The following is a 21,155-nucleotide window of genomic DNA, read 5'->3' on the forward strand; positions in this document are numbered from 1 at the left end:
AAAATTTGAATACACTTCTGTTCCTTGCTCTTCCGGAAATTTCCCAAGCACTTTTACTACTTTCCTAATCTGACTCGTTTCTTTTCAAATATATTAAATGAAATTAACGTGATTGACATAAGCGTCAATCCAATCATACTTGGTAAGAATAGCCCTACGTAGACAGGGAAGTAAATAAAGAGATGATAGATAATGACAAAAATGAAACTTAGTAATAATACAAAATGAATATTAATCATTCCCATAAGAAAGGAATGCTTAAGATATTCGAGAAATCTTAAATTGTAATGAACGTATACTGGAAAAAAGTAAATAAATGTAACCAGAAAAATAATACTATTCAAAATCAAACCTATCGTAAGAATGACTTGTAAAAGCCCACTTTCTACGAAAAGATAGCTATAATTTATATAAAGGATGATAAATGCAAATGCAAAAATCAGTCCAAAAATATTCGATTGAATAAATTGATTTTTATACGTACGAAAGTAAAGAGTGAAAATTGGTATATCAGTATCTTTCATCAGCCATTTTCTCACTACTGCTAATAAGGCAACTGACGCTGGTACAACTCCAAAGATCCCAAACCCCAATAGTGTAAATAACATCCATAACAAATTAAGGTAAGCTATTTTCATAAACAATTCCAGGACCTGATATATCTTTCCTGTCATTCCATCCGGCTTCATTTTTACCATCCTTTTCAAAACGATCTACTTGATAATATTTACAACTAGGATAGAAACTATTTCTAATAACACATTTAGGAGCGAGCCTTCATTTCAAGATTGAAAGTCGCTCCTATTTGATGAAGAATTTGATTACTTAATTAATTCTAGCTTTTCTAGTAAACGATACAGTACTACCGCCCCTTCAACTCGTCTAGTCTCTTGTTTAGGTTTGAAGGTTCTTTGCCCAGTTTTTACATCTTCATATCCATTTAGTAACTCAATCGCTGTAGCAATGCCCACATACTCCATCGCAAAACCTGAAATAGATTGTGAGTCCTTATAAGGAAAACTACCCGAAACGCCTTCTAGTAATTCTGGCTTAACTAACTCAATTGTTCGAATTAGTATTGTCGCCATTTGTTCTCTCGTAATATTTTCATTTGGATTAAATTTACCAGTGGTATGTCCAAAGACTAGTCCGGCTTTTTTTGCTGCCTCAATTTCCTTCACACCCCAAAATTGCGAACTAACATCAGAAAAATCACCCTTATAGTCTTCTAATGGAAGCTCTAATCCACGGGCAATAAGAGCTGTGAATTGTGCTCTTGTCAATTGTGACGCTGGACCAAAGGTATTATCGTCCATTCCCTTTATCACACCCTTAGCTACTAACAAGTGAATTTGTTCCTTAGCCCATTCATAACCAGCAAGGTCTAAAAACTTCGGAGCTGGTTTTTCTGGTTGAACTGGTAGTGTCGGTTTCGTAGGCTGAACCGGTTGTGGTGGGTTTATCGGTTGAACTGGTTGCGTCGGTTCTGGTTCTGTTACATCAACTTCTTCAACCTCTACTAATCTTACGTTGTCAATTAGGATTGTGTATGGAACAGGTAATTCTGCATCTGCACCTTCTCTACCTAAACCGAACATGAATTTTAATTTACCAGAATTCGTAACTTCAACGATAGATTCATATGTCTTCATCGTACTACCTACAGTAAATTCTTGTATACCGGTTCCTTGTAATTCAACTCTCGCAATACGTTCATGATCTGATTTCATATCAAATGCCATTTTGTAAATTCCAGCTGGTACTTGAACTTCTTGGAATAATTGTATTTGCCACCATGCCCAACCAACTTGTTTAATTTCTGCATTTAACACTCCGTCAACAACAGAGAAGTCAGCAAGACCTGCCCAATCTTCATAAACACCTTGGTTGTGAACGTACCAAGGTTGACCGCTTTCTGGGTTACCAAACTCAGTTGTCGTTTCAAACGTACCATCAACGATTAAGTTATCTCCAATTTCTCTCCATACTTTACCAGTTGGATCAAAAGGGTCTATTGGGGCAGTTGGATCTTCTCCAACTTGACTACCATTTAGAACTTCACGAGCACCTTTAACTTCTAATCTTACGTTATCAATAAAGATATCGTGACTATCAGTTATGACGCCACCAACCGAACCTAGTAAGAATTTTAATGCCGTTACGTCAGTTGAATTCATATCGAATTGATATTTATAGGTTTTTGTCTCAGTTGTTAATGCAATTTCTTCTGAGAAATGACGGTGGTAACTAGCATTTTCAACAATAAGCTCAATTTTTCTATCCATCGAAGCACTTCCATCAAATTGAATGAGGTATGTTAGTCCTTCTTCTAGGGTAATGTTATCTTGGAAAAATTGTACATGCCAAGTATCATTTCCAGTGTGATCAACAGTTATTTTTGCTTTCCCATCTTCTTCACCAAAAGATGCCTTTGATTGTCCTTCCCAAACACCTTGAACGTGATTGTTCCATCCATCTATTCCATTAGAGAAATCACCATTCGTTAACGGAAAATATCGTTCTCTTTCACCTATAACCTCGAACTTTACGTTATCGATTATGACTTCATGACTGCCAATTTCATCAGAACCGACAATTTTTCCCAATAGAAATTTCATGTCTACTGTATCATCAGTATTCATTACAAATTCAAACGTATATGTTTGCTTAGAATTCGTTAATTCTACTTTTTGGGCAAAATAACGATGATAACTTGAATTTTCTAATACTACTTCTACAACTCTATCGACTGTAGATTTAGCTTCAAACTCTACTACATACGTTTGGTTTCCTAAAGCTTTCAACCCATTTTGCATTAATAGGACATGCCAAGGCTCCCAACCTGTATTAATAATACTAGCTTTAAAAGCACCGTCTACAACATCGACTGTTGCCTCAGAAGATGGCTCATAAAGCCCATGAATGTGTGTATCCCAATGATTTAATTTGTTTGAGAAATCACCGTTCTTTAATGGAAATGCTTGCTCAACTGTAACACCTGCATTGTTATTCGTTGTGCGAACCATTTTTACGTTATCAATTACTACATCAATATCATTTCCACCTAAGAAAAAGACTAGTTGTCCTTCTGTGTCTTCTACACTTGGCATTACAAAAGATACTTCTTTTGACTCCATAGCCTCATTCAAGGAGACTACTAGATTGCTAGAGTAATTAACGCTACCATCTTTACTTAGCAATGCTACTTCAATATTTCTAGCGGCTGCTGCTTTAGCATCAAACGTTAACTTATATTCATCAGTAGGAAGAAGATTTATTCCTTTTTGTACTAGTTTAATAGATTTAACAATAGAACCACCGTCGATAATTGAAACAGTCAGCTCTCTAGCATCTGGACCAACAGAAGCTGTTGCTTCTGCACCGTCTAGCTCAAAGTTCCAGTACGTCATACGGTCCATTCTACCTTGATCAAATGTCCCATTGTAAACATGGTTCCCATTTCTTAGAGGTTTCTTTGGCGCTTCTTCATTATAAGGATCTAATGCATCTACCTCTTCAACTACTACATTACCAATCCACACAGGATTTGAACTCAAACCTAAGTTAAACTCAAGACGTGCACGTGGATCTGTATCATGTTGCATTTGGAAGATCATTTCATACGATTGAATATCGTTGGATAGCTGATAATCCATATTTGGGGAATACGCTGTCCACCCACGATCTGCCCCACCACCAATTTTCACATTGATACTTCGGTTAGTATTCGACTTTGCATCAAAACTTAACTTGTACCATCTACCTTTACCTATCGTAACATTCTGAATTAACTGGATTGAATACGTTTGATTCCCACCATTGGCGATTTCTACTTTTGCAAATCTATCGCTGTTTAACGTATCAATTGAAACTGAACCTAGACCGTTAAACTCTTCTAAGTTTAAGAAGTTCCAGTAAGTACTGTTCCAATTATTTACGACATCATCGTTCGTTCTTAAAACTGTAAAATTCTTTTCATAGTTATTGTCATACACATAATTTCCATCCACTGCTACTTTAGCATCAGCAGGTAATTCTTCTGGCTCAAACACTGGCTCTACTGGTTCTTTGTAATCCCTACCTGTTAATTCATAGACTCTCACATAATCAACAACCATTTCTCCTGGGAATGGTGTTGTTTCATCAGGATTCCCACCATACCAACCACCAATGGCAAGATTTAAGATTAAGTAGAATTCCTGATCAAAAGGTGCAGGATATGCGTATTTTGCAGGGTTCCCAGTACTCGTTGTTGACCAATTGTTTAACGTTTGAAATAACACATCATTGACATACCAACGGATTTCACCTGGCTCCCACTCAACCGCGTAAACATTCATATCAGTAATGTCACGACCTTCAGGGAAGTAATAATCTTTTGCAGTGTAAGTATTATTTGGCCACTGTCCACCATAATGAATTGCTCCACCAATATGGTCTGGTCTTCCACCAGCGGCTTCCATAATATCGATTTCACCAGAAGCTGCCCACCCACCGTATACATCGTCTTCCGGCATCATCCAAAATGCTGGCCAATATCCTTGACCTTCTGGAAGGGACATTCTCGCTTCAAACCGACCGTATTTTTGACTAAACTTACCTTGGGTGTGAACTTTTCCTGACGTATAATTAAATGTGCCTTGTCGTGGATCTGTATGAGATTTCTTTAGACCCTCTAAAATTAATTTACCATCTTCCACACGCACATTATCTTCATGGTAATACTGTAGTTCTTCATTTCCCCACCCTGGGATAAATGTTTCACCATCATAAAATCCATTACCAGTGTCTATTGTCCATTTATCTAAATTTAGCTGGTCTCCTTCAAAGTTATCTTCCCAAACTAATGTCCAATCTTCATTCACTCCAGAAGTACCCTCCGCATTAACAACCATACTAAAATTAGAAAGAATTAATAGAAAAACTAATAGAATATTAATTGACCTCTTCAACATAAATTGACTTCCCTCCAATTTAAAAATAAATTTTTAGATCAATGTTAAGAATAACGAACAAAATCACCTCCTTAACTACCTAAATCCTTATATGAGTGTGGATCATAGCTGTTTAAACAAGGCTCTTTTCGTAAACATTGTGGCTTTTTACCCTAAAATAATCGGAAAAATACCCTAGATGAAGATATCAGCCAATAAATTATGTAAGAAAAGAGCAATACTGACTTACATAGTTGTGAATTCTTAGTATTTTTAAAGCAACAAACTTTGCGAAAACAGCCTTAAACAAAGAACGAAAGCGCTTTCGGAAATATGTAAGAGTAGTAGGTAGGTAAAATAACTACCTACCTAATGCAACTTAATTTAACGTAACAACCATTTTTCTTACTTTCCCATTTCTGATATCTTCAGCATGGACCCCTCTTATTGTGCTTCCTTCAACAATAATGGTCTCTCCATTGCTATAGGTTAATACGTATTCTGTAGGTGAGACTTTGTCACTTCCGTAAGTGTCTAGCTTCTTACTATTTACATACGTAATATCGCAAGATCCAAGGAACGTAAATGAAACTTCACCATTTTCTGTGAACATCCAGCTTGGTAATATTGGAGATAGTTGAACAGTAAGTTCTTCGTTTTCAAACGTAAATGGTTTTCCACCAGTCATCATGACGAACCACATATTCATAAATTCAATCGTTGAACCACTTAACCTTGATACAAAGCCACGTCCGTGTAGCTTAGGATTAGGATTTGCACTACTTGCAATGAACGAGCTATTCTCAAGTGTACTTCTTCCATATACTTTCGGATCTAGGAATGGGATTAACGCTGTTTTCATATCATCGTAAAATTCCTTGGCTAATCCTGACTTAAGTGTTGCTAACAAATACTTATATTCCATATGCAAGAAGACCGATTCGTTTTCTAACCATCCAGGTGTAAAGGCGTTTGCGCGTCCAAGTTCATTTGGCTCTTCTTGAATTGACATTGACGTTTTGTACATACCTAACTTGTTATCATATATATCAGATGCACGAACAGCTTCATAAATCTTTTTCGCTTCTTGTTGATCTTCTGTCAATTTTAATGATTTAACGACGCCCTCAAGAAACGGCGTTACTGCTTTCGGTGTCCACTCTAGCTCTGAGATCGCTGGCACGCCCTGGTCTAAACGGTTCTTTGGTTCAAAGTAGAAGTACGTAGGAACAAGCTCTCCATTATAAGAACGAACTCGCTCAATTCCTTTCTCTACTCTCGCCTTAAGAATTTGACTCATTTCTTTCACTTCATCTACCGTGTATATAGACTCTTCACCACTAATGCCTTGATAAATCGTCTCACGGTAGTTCTCTCTAAGTGTAGAAACCTCATGCCAATACTCGTCTTCATTAATCGCTAAAGTTTCGACTTTCTTAATTGCGTTTACGACGCCGTTTAAGAAATCAGCTGCTTCAATCGGAAGTGCTACTTTCTCTTTACTATCTACATCTAAAAGTATGTCAAATAGACGTTTTACTTCGAATAATTCTGATGTACTAGCACCAATCATACCTGGTAAACCATTTAAAGAATCGTTCCAACCAGGTTTATCTGCTTCCATCTCAACGCCTAATCCCATTGGGGCTAATGTGGCGGTTTTTACAAGACCAAGAAGGAATAACTTAGAATAAAGTGTCGTTTTATAAACTTCACCTTGCCCTCGCTTATCTTTCACCCACAATACACCATTATTTTGTGCAGCTTCATGCTCTTTCTGTTTATCTTCATAGATGGCACCGTACTGACGTAATTTCCCATTGTTAATAACGTATTTTTCCTCACGTTCCTTAACTCTAGCTGGGCTTTCAAAGTATTGATAATCTTTGTTAAAATATAATTCTTCCATTTTATCTGGATAAATTGCTAAATAACTTTCAATTAAATCAAGGTTATATGTCCAGTGATCCATCCAGTATCCTTCGCCAAATTCAGCTTGGAATAAATGATCTGATACACTCAATACAGCCGTTAAAAACTCATCAAAGGACGTCAACAACAATACTTTTTCACCCTCTAAGAAGTGTTTAAGTTCTCCTGGAGTGTAAGAAGAATGGAAAAACTCCCTTACCTTTTCTTCAAATTCCTTTGTTACATAAGGGCTAAAATCAAACGATATATGATCAATTGAAAATCTAACACCTTTAACTCCAAGTGGATTATATCCATCCAGTTGAATTAAGTTCATAAACATTTTTACATTGTAGTCCTTTACTCTTGGCTCAAAAAAGACATCACAACGTCGATTCTGGTTGATATCGCGGTAGTTACCGTTTCCTTGAGAATAATAAGTAGGACTAAGTGAAAAGAAGTTATAATCTCTTTCTAAGTCACCATGCTTACGTGAATAAAGATAGTATAAATTTTGTTTATCTTCTTTTTCGAACACGAACGGGAATCCCCCACGTAAGCCATTGTCTAAATAACTTTGACGACTATAAGCATCAAAAAGCGGTTGCCCTGTTTTAGCTTTAATCGGTGCCGTAATTTGGTCAGTAATCGTTGCTGCAATTTCTTGCATTTCTCGTAAGCGAGGAATTGTTATTTTCTCCTTTACATACGAATTGACCGTTGCAAGGTTACTAGCATGACCTACGACTGTATATATTTCCAACTCTTCATTTGGCGCGAGGTTAACGTTTACAGCTGTAAAACCACCGGAAACTTTATTTGTTGTCTGTTCTTCTTTTGCAACTAACTTTTCAATGCTTTCATTGAGGAAGTTTATCGGCGCTTGGAGAGTTGTATCTGTTCCAAAAATGATATCACGATCAACAATTGGTTTGCCTAAGGTTTCCTCGCCACGGTAAGAAATAAGGCTCATAAAGAAGTTTCCTTTGTGGACTTCTTTTACTTCTGCCGTGTCTTCCATACTCCCTCTTAACCTATAGAATGGAATGTTGTTTTCCAAATTATAGACATCAAACCAGCTCTTGATTGTATTCCCTAATTCTTTATATGCTGCATTCGGTACGCCACTCGGGAATACACTAGGTAATCCATCTAACAACTCAAAACGTCTCTCTTTATTAGAAGTGTTTATAAATGTCACATGACGAACGAGACCTGCTACTGGTGATTGTGGAAGAGTAAAATACTCAACCTTCATTTTTACTTCATGTATTTCATTCAAATATTCTAAGGCAAGTTTATTCTCTGAGATCTCCATAACTTCTAGTTGATTCCCTTGATGTGTCGAGAATGGTTCTAAAAACGTCGATTGGTTGCCCTCAATGATTTTGATAAACGTTCGAAATCCTTGAACCTGAACAAGTTGATACGATTTATCTGCAGGTAAAAACTCCATAATTGCATGATCTTTATCTTGAACACCAAAGCTTGCAATCCCTTGACCACGATTAACATAAAATACCCACATCGGGATGCCGTCTACACCAGCAATCCCAGGTAAAAAACTAGAAAATGTTGGGCGTTGTTGAAATTGTTGTATTTGAAAACTTTGATTTTCATTAAGTGAATACATGTTAGTCCTCCAAATTGCGATATTTAAAGGCTCTTTTCGTACCTTTAGCTTAATAAATATAATGAAATGACTAAATAATAGAAAGTGTCCGTTTGTGTGTCTGCGAGGATCGGAACATCACAGAAATCGCTAATCCTCATTACTTTTCCACACCGAAAGCGCTTTGGAAACTAGAGACTTCTTTGCTTTACAATTTGTTGGTAACGTTTCGCACTGTCTTTCCAATACCTTTGTTGTGTCTCGAAATCAACATAAATAATTCCAAATCGTTTTTCATAGCCAAATGCCCACTCAAAATTATCGAAAAGCGACCAGAGAAAATAGCCGGCCATGTTCATGCCTTCTTCATCTAGCTCACGAACTGCATTTATGTGTTTCTCAACATAGTCTGTTCTCTCTTTATCGTGGACACTTCCATCTGCCTCTAAAACATCGTCATACGCCGCTCCATTTTCAGTGATGTAAATTGGCAGATCTGTATATTCACGTCTTAGACGGTGAATTAATTCTTTAAACTCTTTTGGAGAAACATCCCAACCCATTCCAGTTTTAGGATAATCGGAATAAGCAGAAGTAAAGAGGAAATTACTTGTTCCGTCATATTCAACAAGTGCACGATTATAGTAGTTAATTCCAAAGAAATCACACTCAACTGAGATTGTCTCCAAATCGCCTGTCTTAATAAAGCTAAAATCATGAACCGAGTTTGAGAAAAGGTTGACCATATCTAATGGATAGCTTCCTTTAAAAATCGGATCTAAAAACCAGCGATTTGTATAACCATCTATGTTATTACTAGCTACTTGATCATTAAATGAGTCAGTTGCTGGATACGTTGGCGATAGATTTAATGTAATACCAACCGGAGTATTAGATTGAAACTTCTCTTTTAAAAGTTTCACCGCTTTTCCATGAGATAAGAGGATGTGATGTGCTGCTTTTAAACCCTCTTCAACGTTTTTATGACCTGGGGCATGATGTCCTTGAATATAACTTAAGAAGCTAGCGCACCACGGCTCGTTATGAGTGATCCATGAATAAACGTATTCATCTAGCTCCTCAAAGCATTTTTCTGCAAATTCAATAAACCATGAAACAGAATCTCTACTCACCCAGCCACCTTTCTCATGTGCCCACATCGGTAAATCCCAGTGATAAAGAGTTACCATTGGCTTTATTCCGGCTTTCAACAACTCAGAAATTAACGACTTATAAAAATTCATTCCTTCTTCGTTATATACACCTTCTTGAGGGAAAATTCTTGGCCATGCAATTGAAAGACGGTAAGAATCAACACCTAACTCTTTAATAAGCTGAACATCGTCTACATAACGGTGGTAGTGATCACAAGCAACATCACCAGTATCACCATTGATCACCTTTCCAGGAGTTCTAGCAAATGTATCCCAAATTGATAGGGAACGCTCTCCTTCATTATAAGCTCCTTCTATTTGATAGGACGAAGTTGCTGTCCCAAAAATAAATTCTTTCTTAAACTGTGACATAATTGACACCTCTTCTATAAGTCGTTATTCTTTTACTGATCCTGCTGAAATACTGCTGATAATGTACTTAGATAAGAATAAAAACATAATCATAATTGGTACTACTGAAATGGCAATACCAAGATACATAGCGCCAATATTTGACTCTACCTGTGAACCTCTTAAAGCCCCCATCATAACTGGCAAAGTATATTTACTTGGTGTAAATAGAACAACAAGTGGGAGAATGTAATTATTCCATGAACCAATGAAAGTAAAAATCCCCATTGTCGCAATCGCCGGCATCATAATTGGAATACCAATTTGGTGGAAAATTCTAAGCTCACCTGCTCCATCAATCCTTGCTGCTTCAAGTAATGATGGGTGTAAGGTTGATACTACAAACTGCCGTAAAAAGAACACTGTAAACGGAGCTGCAATAGAAGGAACAATTAATGGAATATAGCTATCAAGAATTCCTAGTGTTTTCGCTAAATCATAAAACCCAATTAAACCCAATTGACCTGGCACCATCATTAGTACTAATACTGAAACAAATAAGGCGTTACTGCCTTTAAACTTATATACTGCAAAACCATATGCTGTTAATGCAGAAAAATATGAACTTAACACTGTAACACTGATAGCAATAAATAAACTATTTCTAAAACCTTTCCAAACATCCATATAACTTAATAGCACGTTATAGTTATCAAGTAATGATCTGCTTGGCAACAGCGTAAAACCATTTCGAAGAATTTCCGCTGTTGAGCGCGTTGCATTAATAATCATCATATAAAACGGTATGAAGCTAATAATTAATAGAATAATTAATAGGGCATAAAGAATACCTTTTACGATGCCTCTTTTACTCACTGTTGTTCACCCCTAGTTCACACTTTTGCGATACATTGCTTTGAAAGTAATTAATGAGAATACCACGGTGATAATAAACAAACCATATGCCACCGCTGCAGCATATCCGTAATTGTTAAAGCGGAATGCTTGGTTGTACAAGTACAATACCATTGTGTTTAACGATCCTTGTGGAGCACCTAAACCATTAGTGATTAACATCGGTAAGTCAAAAATTTGCAATCCACCAATTAAAGAAGTAATTAATACGTATAACATGATCGGCTTCAATAATGGCAGCGTGATACTAATAAACGTCTGAAAGCGATTTGCTCCATCTATTAAAGCTGATTCATAATAATCATTAGAAATCCCTGATATACCTGCCATTAATACGATAAATGTATGACCAAACCACATCCATGCACCAATTAAAGCAACTGACCATCTGGCAGTAGTAGGATCATTCAACCAATTGATTGGTTTAGAGATAATTCCAAGGTCTAACAAGAGATGATTTAACGTACCGTGATGCCACCCTAATAAAATTCCGAATAATAAAGCTACAGAAGCAATCGTAATTAAATTAGGTAAATAAAACATCGCTCTAAAAAATCCTAACCCTTTCATTTTTAAACGAATGTCTGAAAATAAAACCGCTAATCCAAGCGCAATTCCAATTTGAAAAATAAAGTTTATTCCCCAGATATACCAGGTATTGATAAATGCTTGAAGAAAGTAGGTATCTGTGACTAATCTTTTATAATTAGCTAAACCAATAAATTCTGGTGTACCCATTCCTGAATAATTTGTAAAACTGTAATAGAAGGTTAGTAAAATAGGATATATGCTAAACGTAGCAAAGACGATAAAGAAAGGTAATATAAACAGATATCCATAATAGTTTTTATTTTTCATGATAAGCGCCTTCCTTCTTCGATCTTATATAAAAGGGGATAGTAACAACTGCTATCCCCTTTCATCTTTTTATTTTTGATCTGGTGTTTTAATTTGCGGGTAAGCGTTTCTTACTAAGTTATAAAATTCTTGAATAGCTTCCTCTTTCGTTTTCACACCATCTACATATTCTGAAACCATATTCCCAAAGAAATTATCAATTTGTTGATCGTATCTTGTTACAAGACCAGGATTAATACTTTCAGCTTGATTTAAGAAGAATGTGTAGTTATTTTGTCCACCTAGGAAAGGTTCACTAAAGTCACCTTTAATTTTTTCTGTAACTGGAAGATAAGATAGTACATCTCCGCTTTCTAGAGCCCAGTTAGTTAAAAATTCTTCATCATGTGTCATCATTTTTACGAATTCCCAAGCTAAGTCCTTATTTTTTGAACCACTGTAAATTCCTAACCATGTTCCACCCCAGAAGTACGGGTTCGGTCCGTTTGTAACTGCCCAATCCCCAGAAGTTACATCTGTATTCATCTTAAGAACACTATGAAGCCCCCAAGTTGGTAAAGCATAAGCGAATACCTCAACTTCATTCGAAGCATTTGTATCTACTGCGTCCCAACCTGCATTATAGTTGATTGGGCCATCCATTGCAGCAAACCAAGCAGGAGACCATTCTGGTGCAAATGCTGTTAAATCCATTTCACGTAATTGCTTTGCATAATCAAAGTGATTGATACGGCCTTCTGACATAACAAGTTCATTATTTTCATTTACCCACGCTTGCGGATTGTTTCCTTGTGCAAACCAACGAACTGCTCCTTCATCAGGGAATAAGCGATAGCCCTTAGCTTTTAGCTCTTCTCCTACTGCAAATAAACCGTCCATTGTACTAAACTTTTCACCAATTACTTGAGGGTCATCTGTACCTAATACTTCATTAGCAATACTTCTTCTATAGAAAATACCACCTGGTGTCGTTTGCCATGACAGCGCTTTAATGTTACCGTCAGAGCCACGACCTAAATCAAAAACATAGTCAACAAAGTCGCCCTTTAACTCTTCAACATTGTAAGGTGCTTGAGAAAGATTTTCCCAATACCCTTGTTCAACCCAATCCTTAATAAAAGCTAATTCACCAGTAAAAATATCAGGTGCACCTGAACCACTTTCAAGTACTGGTCTTAAACGTGTTGGATAGTCTGCAATTGGAATAATTGTTAACTCAATCTCAACATCATGTCTTTCCATGAAAACATCAATTGGTTCTTGAAGTTCATCCGTGAACGACCATACAGTAAGTTTTTGTTTACCACCTGGATTACTCGAGCTGTCACCCGAATTACAAGCGATTAGAGCAAAACTTAGAACTGATACTAACAAAAACAAAAATAATTTCTTCATTTTTCTTTCCCCCAATTCGTTTTTTTTAGTTTGGGTTTCCACATACTAATTTATTTGTAAATTGGAAACCATTTATTATCCAAAGCGCTTTCGGAAAGTGTAAAAAAACAATCACTTACACCTCAGCCAAAAACTCTTTTGAATACACTTTGTTTCCCAAAGCGCTTTCGGAATTAACAGAAATTGTTTTTCTGTCACGCTTCCAAAACTCTTTTGAATACAGAAAACAGCTCATAACCACCCAAAGCGCTTTCGGATTAGACAAGAACTACTTTTATGTAGTCCTCTCTCCGATTAAAGCTCCCTAGTTGACTCTCTAGTAACTAATTCAACTGGGATCGTAATAGCAGAAAACACCTTATTATTGTCATTAATTTGATTTAACAAGACTTTTGCTGCATTTTCTCCTATTAAATCCGTATCCTGCCTAACTGTTGTTAGCTTAGGAGTAGTGTATTTTGCTAACTCAATATCATCAAAACCTATTACTGAGATATCAGCAGGTACATTCAATCCGTTTTCGTTTATAGTACTTATTGCACCAATTGCCATCAAATCACTAGCAGCATAAACTGCTGTAGGACGGTCTTTTAACTCAAGTAACCGTTTCATGGCTTGATAGCCATCATCAAAAGAGAAGAAGCCTCCTTCAATAATATATGATTCTGGAATATCTAAATTAAGCTTTTCAACTGCATTTTTAAATCCTCTTAATCTTTCATTCCCTGCAAACGTTTTTTCGTGACCGCTAATATGTGCGATTTTGCGGTGACCAAGAGCATATAAGTGGTTGACAGCAATCTCACTCCCTGAAAAACTGTCGCTGTATACAACGCTTGACTTATTGCTATGCAAGTCAATTACAACGCTTGGCAAGTCAGAGTCCATTAAATGTTGTACTTCTGGGTTATCATAGTTTGAACAAACAACAATAATCCCATCAACACCACGATGTAGTGCATGGTCTAAGTAGCTCTTTTTTTCTGAACCGACATTTTGGCTCAAGAAAATAATATCGTAACCTGAGCTTTCCACTCGTTGTTTAAAGCTCTGAATTACTGCACTAAAAAATGGATGCTTAATTCCCACTCCTAAATCTTCAATAAAGATAACTCCTAACGTCCACGATTTCTTCGTTGTCAATGAACGAGCAATTGAATTTGGGTAATAACCAATTTCTTTTACTGCATCTAGGATAATCTTTTTGGTCTTTGCACTCACATCAGGATAGTCGTTTAATGCCCTAGATACTGTTGTGATGGAATACCCAGTCTTTTTTGCAATATCATATATAGTAGCCACTAGTCATCCCTCCAATATCGAAAGCGCTTTCGATATAATAATATAATCAATTACCCAGAAAGTCAAGAATGCTTTCAAATATAATTGTGGCCATTTTGAAAACTAACATGCACGGATTTTTCAAAACTTTCTCCTTATAATTTGCAGATAGCGCTTTTAATGGTCCCTCCATTTTTAAGAGTAACTTCTCTAACTATATAATCGCCTTCCATTAGTATTGGTTCTATTAAATCTTTTTCCTCAAGCTCCATGCCGATAAGACGTACCTCAGGAGTGTTCGAGACATCCTCATCTAAATCAAATATTGTTGATACGACACTTTCATTTCTAATAAAAATCGGATGGTATATAATAAATTTTCCCAAAGTGCTTTCGGTTAAGCATAAGAAAAATCCCTCCCTCTAGTTCTTTATGGCTCTGACTAAAATCGAAAGCGCTTTCGATTTTAGTCTATATATGTTGCTAATAGATCAATGATGTTTTATGTGAACAATCAAAAGAGGCTTCCTCTTATCCCTGATAATAATAAACAACAATAAAAAACGACCCCATTCCTTGCTTTAGCAAGAAACGAAGTCGTTATGTAAGTTGGTTGGTGGAGACTAGCGGGATCGAACCGCTGACCTTTTGGCTGCCAGCCAAACGCTCTCCCAGCTGAGCTAAGCCCCCACAAAATTTATATCAATAAAATGATTATAGCAAAAATAAATTAATTTTCAACTGTAATTTTTACCCTAACTTAAAATACCCAATACAATACATAATAAGCTACTCCTGCAACTATAGCAGAAATCAATGCAGTGAGTACATTCTCTTTTTGCAGCTTCTTATGTTTTACGAAATCAAAGATTAGCCAGCCAACAAATATTGTAAAGATAAACACGAGTACTTGAATCAAATATTTCACATCCTTTTATAACAACTCTCACTAATCATATCACATGACTTGTCCCTCTTTCCATCTAACTGACTATACAAAGTTGTATTATTGGCTATACTAATCAATACGTGTTTTTTATTAAACCTTTTTCAATTTAGGAGAGAGAACTTTATGAATTTTTCTGCAGTTACTCATACATACGCTCGTTTTCCAGTTGTTCTAAGGTTATTTATTATTGTCTTGTTCCTCATCGTAACAGCGGGTATTGCGATTCATTTTATTGAACCTGAGTCATACCCCACATTGTTCGAAGGCATTTGGTGGGCAATTGTAACCGCTTCTACAGTTGGGTACGGTGATTATACACCCGTTACAACGGTAGGAAGGATTCTCGCCATTTTTGTTATTATGTTTGGAATTGGTATTGTCTCTTTTTTTGTTACGACATTCGCGTCTTCGACAATTACTACTAGAAATGCCTTAAAGCATGGCGAGTTATCATTTAAGAAAGATGGTCATTATGTGATTGTAGGCTGGAATGAACGATCAAGGAATATGATTATACATTTACAAAAATTAAATCCCGAGTTAGAGATTGTGCTCATTGATCAAACGTTAAAACAATGTCCACTAAGTAGCAATATGGTCCACTTTATTCGCGGAAACCCTTTAGAAGATGATACATTACAGAGAGCGAATATTAAAAAGGCACATACAGTAGTCATTACAGCAAACCTTCACACGTACGAGTCAGAAGCCGATCCAAAAAGTATCATTACGCTTTTAGCGATCAAAGGGCTAAACCCAGAAATCTACAGCGTTGTTGAAATCCTAACACCTGAGCAAAAAAACAATTGTCTTCGGGCAGGTGCTGATGAGATTATTGAAACTTCGTTATTAACCAGTCTTGCGATGATAAATAGTACTATGTACCATGGAATCATTAATGTCGTCCACCAGCTGCTCGATCATCAAAATGATCATATGCTACTGTATTCAGAAGTTCCTACCCACCTATACGGAAAGACATATAAAGATTGCTTTTCAATTATTAATAACGATCATTCGCTAGTTATAGGCTTGTATCGAGATAACAAGGTTGAATTAACCCCCCTGCCAACAATAATTCTTCAAAAAGGCGATCACTTTATTGAAATAAAACGACTAGGTTGATTGTAAAATCAAAAAGACGACTAATCTAAGGATAGATGTCGTCTTTTTGATGTACAAGAGCCTAGATAATGTCGGATTTAACAGACTCTATCTCCTACAACTGTCACCCTTTAAGTACCACCATTTAATTAATACTAGAGTCATATTTGAACTTCTGTAGTATCTATAATTTAGAAAATATCTGTAGTATAATTCTTCATAAGGAGAGGATATTTTAAATGAATAGAAGACATACATTTGCAATTGCTATATTCATATCCCTATATATTTTTTGTCTTAGTCTTTCTACGGGTGTTTTAACAGATTACATAACATCTCTTTTCTCAGGAACAGCAATCTTTATTTCTTTATTTCTTCAGATCCAAATGTTTAGAAGGGTATCTCCCCCGTTAAAAACTTTTATATTATTTTTTATTATTGGGACAAGTAGTTACTTGTTAGCTGAAGTAACTTGGACTTATCAAGTTTTACTATTAGACAATTATCCTATCCCTAGCCCCAGTGATATATTTTATGATCTAAATACGATCTCGTATATTATTGGATTTATATACCTTGCTTATGTAACTAGTCAACGCCTTCATTTTATTAATTTTCTGCTAGACGTGACAATCATCTATAAAACAATTGTCGTTCTTTTAACGGTGTATTTTTTCGTACCTCAATTTAAAGCCAATGGATTTTTGCCTATTGAGATTACGATGGCAACGTTATACCCTGCATTAATTATCCTGTTAAATATAGCTATAATTATTTGTTACTACGATAAAAATTTTATTTTACCAAAAAAATCCATGTTAATCTTTTTCCTCGCTGCTTTAATTCAGCTTTTAGGAGATACATTATTTGCAATCTCTTACTATCAATCTTCTTTCACAGCAGGTAGTTTGCTAGATCCACTTTGGAGTTTAACAATTTTATTATATGGTTACGGGGTATACAGTTTGAAAGAAACGGTAGGTAATCTAACTGAACCATCTGACAAAATGCCATCTTATCTGTCATTTAAATCTAGCATGTACCGAATGGTACTACAGGGCCTTTGTATTCTTTTATTAGTTTTTTCTGTGATATACGCTGGTAATGTTGTACTTCAAATTACCTTAGTACTGACAATTATATTAGTCTTAATCCGTCAAATACTCTCTAGTTTATATATCCATCAGCTATTGCAATCGATATCAACTTTAAAAGTGGGATTAGAAGTAAAAGTAAAGCAAAGAACAGAACAACTTTCAAAGAAAAATAACGAACTTCTATATGCATTTGAACAAATAAACTACATGGCTTACCACGATGATCTGACAGGACTTCCTAATCGTAGAGCTTTGTATGACAAAATGGAAAATTATAAACTGAAGCAACAACCGTTTACCTTGTTGTTTATAGACATTGATAAATTCAAGGAAATTAACGACACATATGGCCATATGTGCGGCGATGAGTTCTTAATTTCATTTTCCAAAGGACTAACAAATACCATAAAAAACGAGGGTTTCGTCTATAGACAAGCAGGCGATGAATTCGTAATAATCTTTGAGGAAACTAATAAAGACATAATTGAAGAAATGATGAGGCGTTTGGACTATTTTTCAAAGGAACCTTTTTTGATCAATGAGCAAGAAGTAGTTATTAACTTTAGCATTGGTAAGGCGCAGTATCCAATAGACACTACTGATATAACAAAAATAATCAAACTTGCAGATAATGAAATGTATAAAGCAAAAAAGGGAATAACTACTTAAGTTACTCCCTTTTTGTTGTAAATACACAGCATAACTTTTCGGACAGGATCTCGTTTACTTCTGCCTCGTTTAGCTCGTAGTAACTCCAAGTTCCTTCTGTCTCTTTTTTTATAAAGCCAGCATCTAATAGTATCTTTAAATGATAGGAAAGCTTTGATTGTTTCATATCAACGATTTCACATAAATCACACACACATATTTTTCCTCTTACAACTAGTTCATGAAGAATTTGTAGCCGTTTTTCGTCGGCCAGTGCTTTGAATTTCAGCTCGTAATCTTTGAAAGATTTCGTGTTATTCAACTGTAAAAGCTCTATTTCTCTGATCTAAATCACCTTCTCTTATTGAGCACAGCAAATTGTGTTACAGCAAGGCTTTTGCTGTGCCATACCATTTAGTAAATTTGGTAAAGTTATTTCTTCCTCTTCTTTTTTCACTTGTCTCACTGATTGTTTAAGATTTTCATAACGGTACTTTGCTTCAGCCTGTAAAAAGTATTGGTTAGTAAACATTGTAACATTCCTCCAGTTTTTTTATCAAGATATTTTGATTTAAAGGGTTTGTTTCATCAACTTTTTTTGATCTAAGTAGATATTACACCCTTAACCAATATTTAGCAACACGTTTAATCAAATTTTTTTGATTTATTTTTCGACATAGTTAAAGCTAACTAAGTTTCCCTAGTTAGCCCATTTACTTATGAATATAATAAAACCGCTTCTAATTCTTTCACTAAATCCTTCCCTGTTTGCACCCAATTCTGTGGGAATTGACCATCCTTATCCACAGGTTCTGAGAATTGGTTGACCCACGGGTTCGGATCATGAACATGATCGTCTAGTCCTCTTTGATATACATGTGATAATAAAAATGGTCTTCCTAGTTGCACGACTACACCTCTTTGATCAAGCTCGCCTTCAACTGCTGTAAACGGTACGCGTAAAAACAGATAGCTTACCTCATCATCCATTTTATAATCAAAGTAACCATGATCATAATCCCAGTTACCACCAATGTCATAGCCAAGTGGTTTTAATTTCTTCTCAAGATCAATCAGTTTATATTGTTGATTTTCAATTTGCGATGGCATTTCAATCATGTTAGACAGCCTCCTTAAGACAACTTTGCTAGTTATAGGTTATCCTAAATAAATTTTTTCATGTGAGAAAAAGAAAACCAGCCCTTAAGTTGGACTGGTTTTCTAACATTATTTTTATAAGGCTCTTTTCGTAAACATTGTGGTTTTTCTATCCTAAATTATCGGAAAAATACCCTAGATGAAGATATCAGCCATTAAAAGCAAAGAGCATTACTTAACAAATTAGTGGTGAACTCTTAGTAATTTGTGTAAAAATCCGGCTTTGGATTTTTACGAAAGCAACAAACTTTGCGAAAACAGCCTTTTATAAACGAGCTTCTAACTTTGCTTTTTCTTCTTCAAATCCCGGCTTTCCTAGAAGAGCAAACATGTTGGTTTTGTATGCTTCTACTCCTGGTTGGTCAAATGGATTTACCCCTAATAAGTAGCCACTGATCGCACAAGCTTTCTCAAAGAAGTAAACCATATAACCAAAGTGGTAAGCAGTAAGTTCAGGAATGGAAACAATTAAGTTTGGTACTCCACCATCAGTGTGAGCTAACATTGTTCCTTGGAATGCTTTTTTGTTCACGAAGTCCATTGTTTGACCTGCTAAATAATTTAGACCATCTAAATCAGAAGAAGCTTCTTCAATAACGATTTCTTTTTCAACCTTCTCAACGTGCAAGATTGTCTCAAATAGGTCACGGCGACCATCTTGGACATATTGTCCCATTGAGTGAAGATCCGTAGAGAAGTCCACTGAAGCAGGGAAAATTCCTTTTTGATCTTTCCCTTCACTTTCTCCAAATAATTGCTTCCACCATTCTGATACGAAATGAAGGGAAGGCTCATAATTAACCATTAGCTCAATTGTTTTCCCTTTATTATAAAGGGCGTTTCGAACAGCAGCGTATTGATAGGCATTGTTTGTTTTTAAATCTGGGTTTTCTAGATCTTTACGAGCATCGTTAGCACCTTGCATCATTTCATCGATATCAACACCACTAACAGCTATTGGCAGAAGGCCAACTGCAGTAAGGACAGAGTAACGTCCGCCAACATCATCAGGTACTACAAACGTTTCAAAACCTTCTTCAGTTGCTAGTGTTTTTAATGCTCCGCGAGCCTTGTCAGTTGTAGCAAAAATTCTTGTACGCGCTTCTTCGACACCATATTTTTTCTCGAGGTAATCTCGGAAAATACGGAATGCTATCGCTGGTTCAGTTGTTGTTCCTGATTTTGAAATTACATTTACTGATACATCTTTACCTTCTAGTACATCAAAAAGGTCGCGAACATATGTAGAACTAATATTGTGACCAACAAAAATAACCTGTGGAGTTTTGCGAACATCTTTTGATAGAATGTTATAAAACGAATGATTTAATGCTTCAATCGCTGCTCGTGCCCCTAAGTAAGAACCACCAATACCAACAACTAGTAACACATCAGAGTCCGTTTTAATTTTTTCTGCAGCTTTCTTTATTCGAGCAAATTCTTCACGATCATAATTTTCAGGAAGATCAACCCAACCAACATAGTCACTTCCTGCACCAGTTTTGTTATGTAGTGCTGTGTGTGCAGCTGTCACTGCGTCTTGTAAGTATGTAACTTCGTGCTCTTGAACAAATGATAAAGCCTTAGAGTAATCAAAATGTAATTTACTCATCTAAAAATTACCTCCTCTGTTTTACTTCTAATTTAGACATAACCTTAGTATATGTTAGCTTAGAAAAAACTAGTTATGTTCTTCGAAAAACTCTCACATTCACTTTATTAAAAGAAACCAAACAAATCAAGACTCGTTTTGGATGAAAGCGTCACCAACTAAAAATATTTGTCAAA

15 protein-coding genes and 1 tRNA gene are annotated in these 21,155 nt (G+C 35.9%); 2 read left to right on the forward strand and 14 right to left on the reverse strand.

Annotated features, from left to right (window positions below; all coding sequences use genetic code 11):
* Nucleotides 1–56 precede the first annotated feature (56 nt).
* The 10 genes from DS745_RS06255 to DS745_RS24855 all read right to left on the reverse strand — a co-directional run bounded on the left by DS745_RS06255 (nt 57) and on the right by DS745_RS24855 (nt 15,330).
* Complete coding sequence (locus DS745_RS06255; RefSeq protein ID WP_161568189.1) at nt 57–689, reverse strand: YesL family protein; 633 nt, start codon at nt 687–689, stop codon at nt 57–59.
* A 132-nt stretch (nt 690–821) separates the two neighbouring features.
* Nucleotides 822–4,955 carry a carbohydrate binding domain-containing protein gene (locus tag DS745_RS06260; protein WP_129077424.1) on the reverse strand — a complete coding sequence of 1,378 codons (4,134 nt, stop codon included), beginning with the start codon at nt 4,953–4,955 and terminating at the stop codon, nt 822–824.
* Between the two features lie 358 nt (nt 4,956–5,313).
* Nucleotides 5,314–8,478 (reverse strand): hypothetical protein, encoded by a 3,165-nt coding sequence (locus tag DS745_RS06265; RefSeq protein WP_129077425.1) that lies wholly within the window; start codon nt 8,476–8,478, stop codon nt 5,314–5,316.
* Between the two features lie 170 nt (nt 8,479–8,648).
* The gene (locus tag DS745_RS06270; protein ID WP_129077426.1) at nt 8,649–9,983 is read right to left on the reverse strand and encodes a GH1 family beta-glucosidase; all 1,335 of its coding nucleotides are present in this window, start codon (nt 9,981–9,983) and stop codon (nt 8,649–8,651) included.
* Nucleotides 9,984–10,007: 24 nt separating this feature from the next.
* Nucleotides 10,008–10,838, reverse strand: a complete 831-nt coding sequence (locus DS745_RS06275) for a carbohydrate ABC transporter permease (protein WP_196121202.1) — start codon at nt 10,836–10,838, stop codon at nt 10,008–10,010.
* Nucleotides 10,839–10,850: 12 nt separating this feature from the next.
* A complete protein-coding gene (locus DS745_RS06280) occupies nt 10,851–11,735 on the reverse strand; it encodes a carbohydrate ABC transporter permease (RefSeq protein ID WP_129077427.1) in 885 nt (294 codons plus the stop codon).
* Nucleotides 11,736–11,804: 69 nt separating this feature from the next.
* The gene (locus tag DS745_RS06285; RefSeq protein ID WP_129077428.1) at nt 11,805–13,130 is read right to left on the reverse strand and encodes an ABC transporter substrate-binding protein; all 1,326 of its coding nucleotides are present in this window, start codon (nt 13,128–13,130) and stop codon (nt 11,805–11,807) included.
* Between the two features lie 294 nt (nt 13,131–13,424).
* The gene (locus tag DS745_RS06290) at nt 13,425–14,432 is read right to left on the reverse strand and encodes a LacI family DNA-binding transcriptional regulator (RefSeq protein ID WP_129077429.1); all 1,008 of its coding nucleotides are present in this window, start codon (nt 14,430–14,432) and stop codon (nt 13,425–13,427) included.
* A 593-nt stretch (nt 14,433–15,025) separates the two neighbouring features.
* Nucleotides 15,026–15,101: transfer RNA gene (locus DS745_RS06295), tRNA-Ala, on the reverse strand.
* Nucleotides 15,102–15,171: 70 nt separating this feature from the next.
* A complete protein-coding gene (locus DS745_RS24855; RefSeq protein ID WP_196121204.1) occupies nt 15,172–15,330 on the reverse strand; it encodes a hypothetical protein in 159 nt (52 codons plus the stop codon).
* A gap of 153 nt (nt 15,331–15,483) precedes the next feature.
* Between DS745_RS24855 and DS745_RS06300 the strand changes: the two genes are divergently transcribed.
* Nucleotides 15,484–16,485: a potassium channel family protein gene (locus DS745_RS06300; RefSeq protein WP_129077430.1), complete on the forward strand. Its 1,002-nt coding sequence runs from the start codon at nt 15,484–15,486 to the stop codon at nt 16,483–16,485.
* Nucleotides 16,486–16,703: 218 nt separating this feature from the next.
* Nucleotides 16,704–18,230 carry a GGDEF domain-containing protein gene (locus DS745_RS06305; RefSeq protein ID WP_129077431.1) on the forward strand — a complete coding sequence of 509 codons (1,527 nt, stop codon included), beginning with the start codon at nt 16,704–16,706 and terminating at the stop codon, nt 18,228–18,230.
* Nucleotide 18,231: 1 nt separating this feature from the next.
* On the opposite strand, the gene DS745_RS06310 is transcribed toward DS745_RS06305, so the two are convergent.
* The 4 genes from DS745_RS06310 to DS745_RS06320 all read right to left on the reverse strand — a co-directional run bounded on the left by DS745_RS06310 (nt 18,232) and on the right by DS745_RS06320 (nt 20,979).
* A complete protein-coding gene (locus tag DS745_RS06310) occupies nt 18,232–18,531 on the reverse strand; it encodes an ArsR/SmtB family transcription factor (RefSeq protein WP_129077432.1) in 300 nt (99 codons plus the stop codon).
* Between the two features lie 39 nt (nt 18,532–18,570).
* The gene (locus DS745_RS24520) at nt 18,571–18,741 is read right to left on the reverse strand and encodes a hypothetical protein (protein ID WP_161568190.1); all 171 of its coding nucleotides are present in this window, start codon (nt 18,739–18,741) and stop codon (nt 18,571–18,573) included.
* Nucleotides 18,742–18,926: 185 nt separating this feature from the next.
* On the reverse strand, nt 18,927–19,328 hold the full coding sequence (locus tag DS745_RS06315; RefSeq protein ID WP_129077433.1) for a YugN-like family protein: 402 nt from the start codon (nt 19,326–19,328) through the stop codon (nt 18,927–18,929).
* Nucleotides 19,329–19,632: 304 nt separating this feature from the next.
* A complete protein-coding gene (locus DS745_RS06320) occupies nt 19,633–20,979 on the reverse strand; it encodes a glucose-6-phosphate isomerase (protein ID WP_129077434.1) in 1,347 nt (448 codons plus the stop codon).
* Nucleotides 20,980–21,155: the final 176 nt, after the last annotated feature.

Origin of the sequence: Anaerobacillus alkaliphilus (genome assembly GCF_004116265.1) — a bacterium.
Taxonomy (GTDB): domain Bacteria; phylum Bacillota; class Bacilli; order Bacillales; family Anaerobacillaceae; genus Anaerobacillus; species Anaerobacillus alkaliphilus.

Coding starts and splice junctions, on each gene's coding strand:
- DS745_RS06315 (WP_129077433.1), bottom strand. CDS start 19,328: ATGATTGAAATGCCATCGCAAATTGAAAATCAACAATATAAACTGATT.
- DS745_RS06280 (WP_129077427.1), bottom strand. CDS start 11,735: ATGAAAAATAAAAACTATTATGGATATCTGTTTATATTACCTTTCTTT.
- DS745_RS06260 (WP_129077424.1), bottom strand. CDS start 4,955: ATGTTGAAGAGGTCAATTAATATTCTATTAGTTTTTCTATTAATTCTT.
- DS745_RS24520 (WP_161568190.1), bottom strand. CDS start 18,741: ATGTTTACTAACCAATACTTTTTACAGGCTGAAGCAAAGTACCGTTAT.
- DS745_RS06305 (WP_129077431.1), top strand. CDS start 16,704: ATGAATAGAAGACATACATTTGCAATTGCTATATTCATATCCCTATAT.
- DS745_RS06300 (WP_129077430.1), top strand. CDS start 15,484: ATGAATTTTTCTGCAGTTACTCATACATACGCTCGTTTTCCAGTTGTT.
- DS745_RS06255 (WP_161568189.1), bottom strand. CDS start 689: ATGAAGCCGGATGGAATGACAGGAAAGATATATCAGGTCCTGGAATTG.
- DS745_RS06270 (WP_129077426.1), bottom strand. CDS start 9,983: ATGTCACAGTTTAAGAAAGAATTTATTTTTGGGACAGCAACTTCGTCC.
- DS745_RS06265 (WP_129077425.1), bottom strand. CDS start 8,478: ATGTATTCACTTAATGAAAATCAAAGTTTTCAAATACAACAATTTCAA.
- DS745_RS06285 (WP_129077428.1), bottom strand. CDS start 13,130: ATGAAGAAATTATTTTTGTTTTTGTTAGTATCAGTTCTAAGTTTTGCT.
- DS745_RS06320 (WP_129077434.1), bottom strand. CDS start 20,979: ATGAGTAAATTACATTTTGATTACTCTAAGGCTTTATCATTTGTTCAA.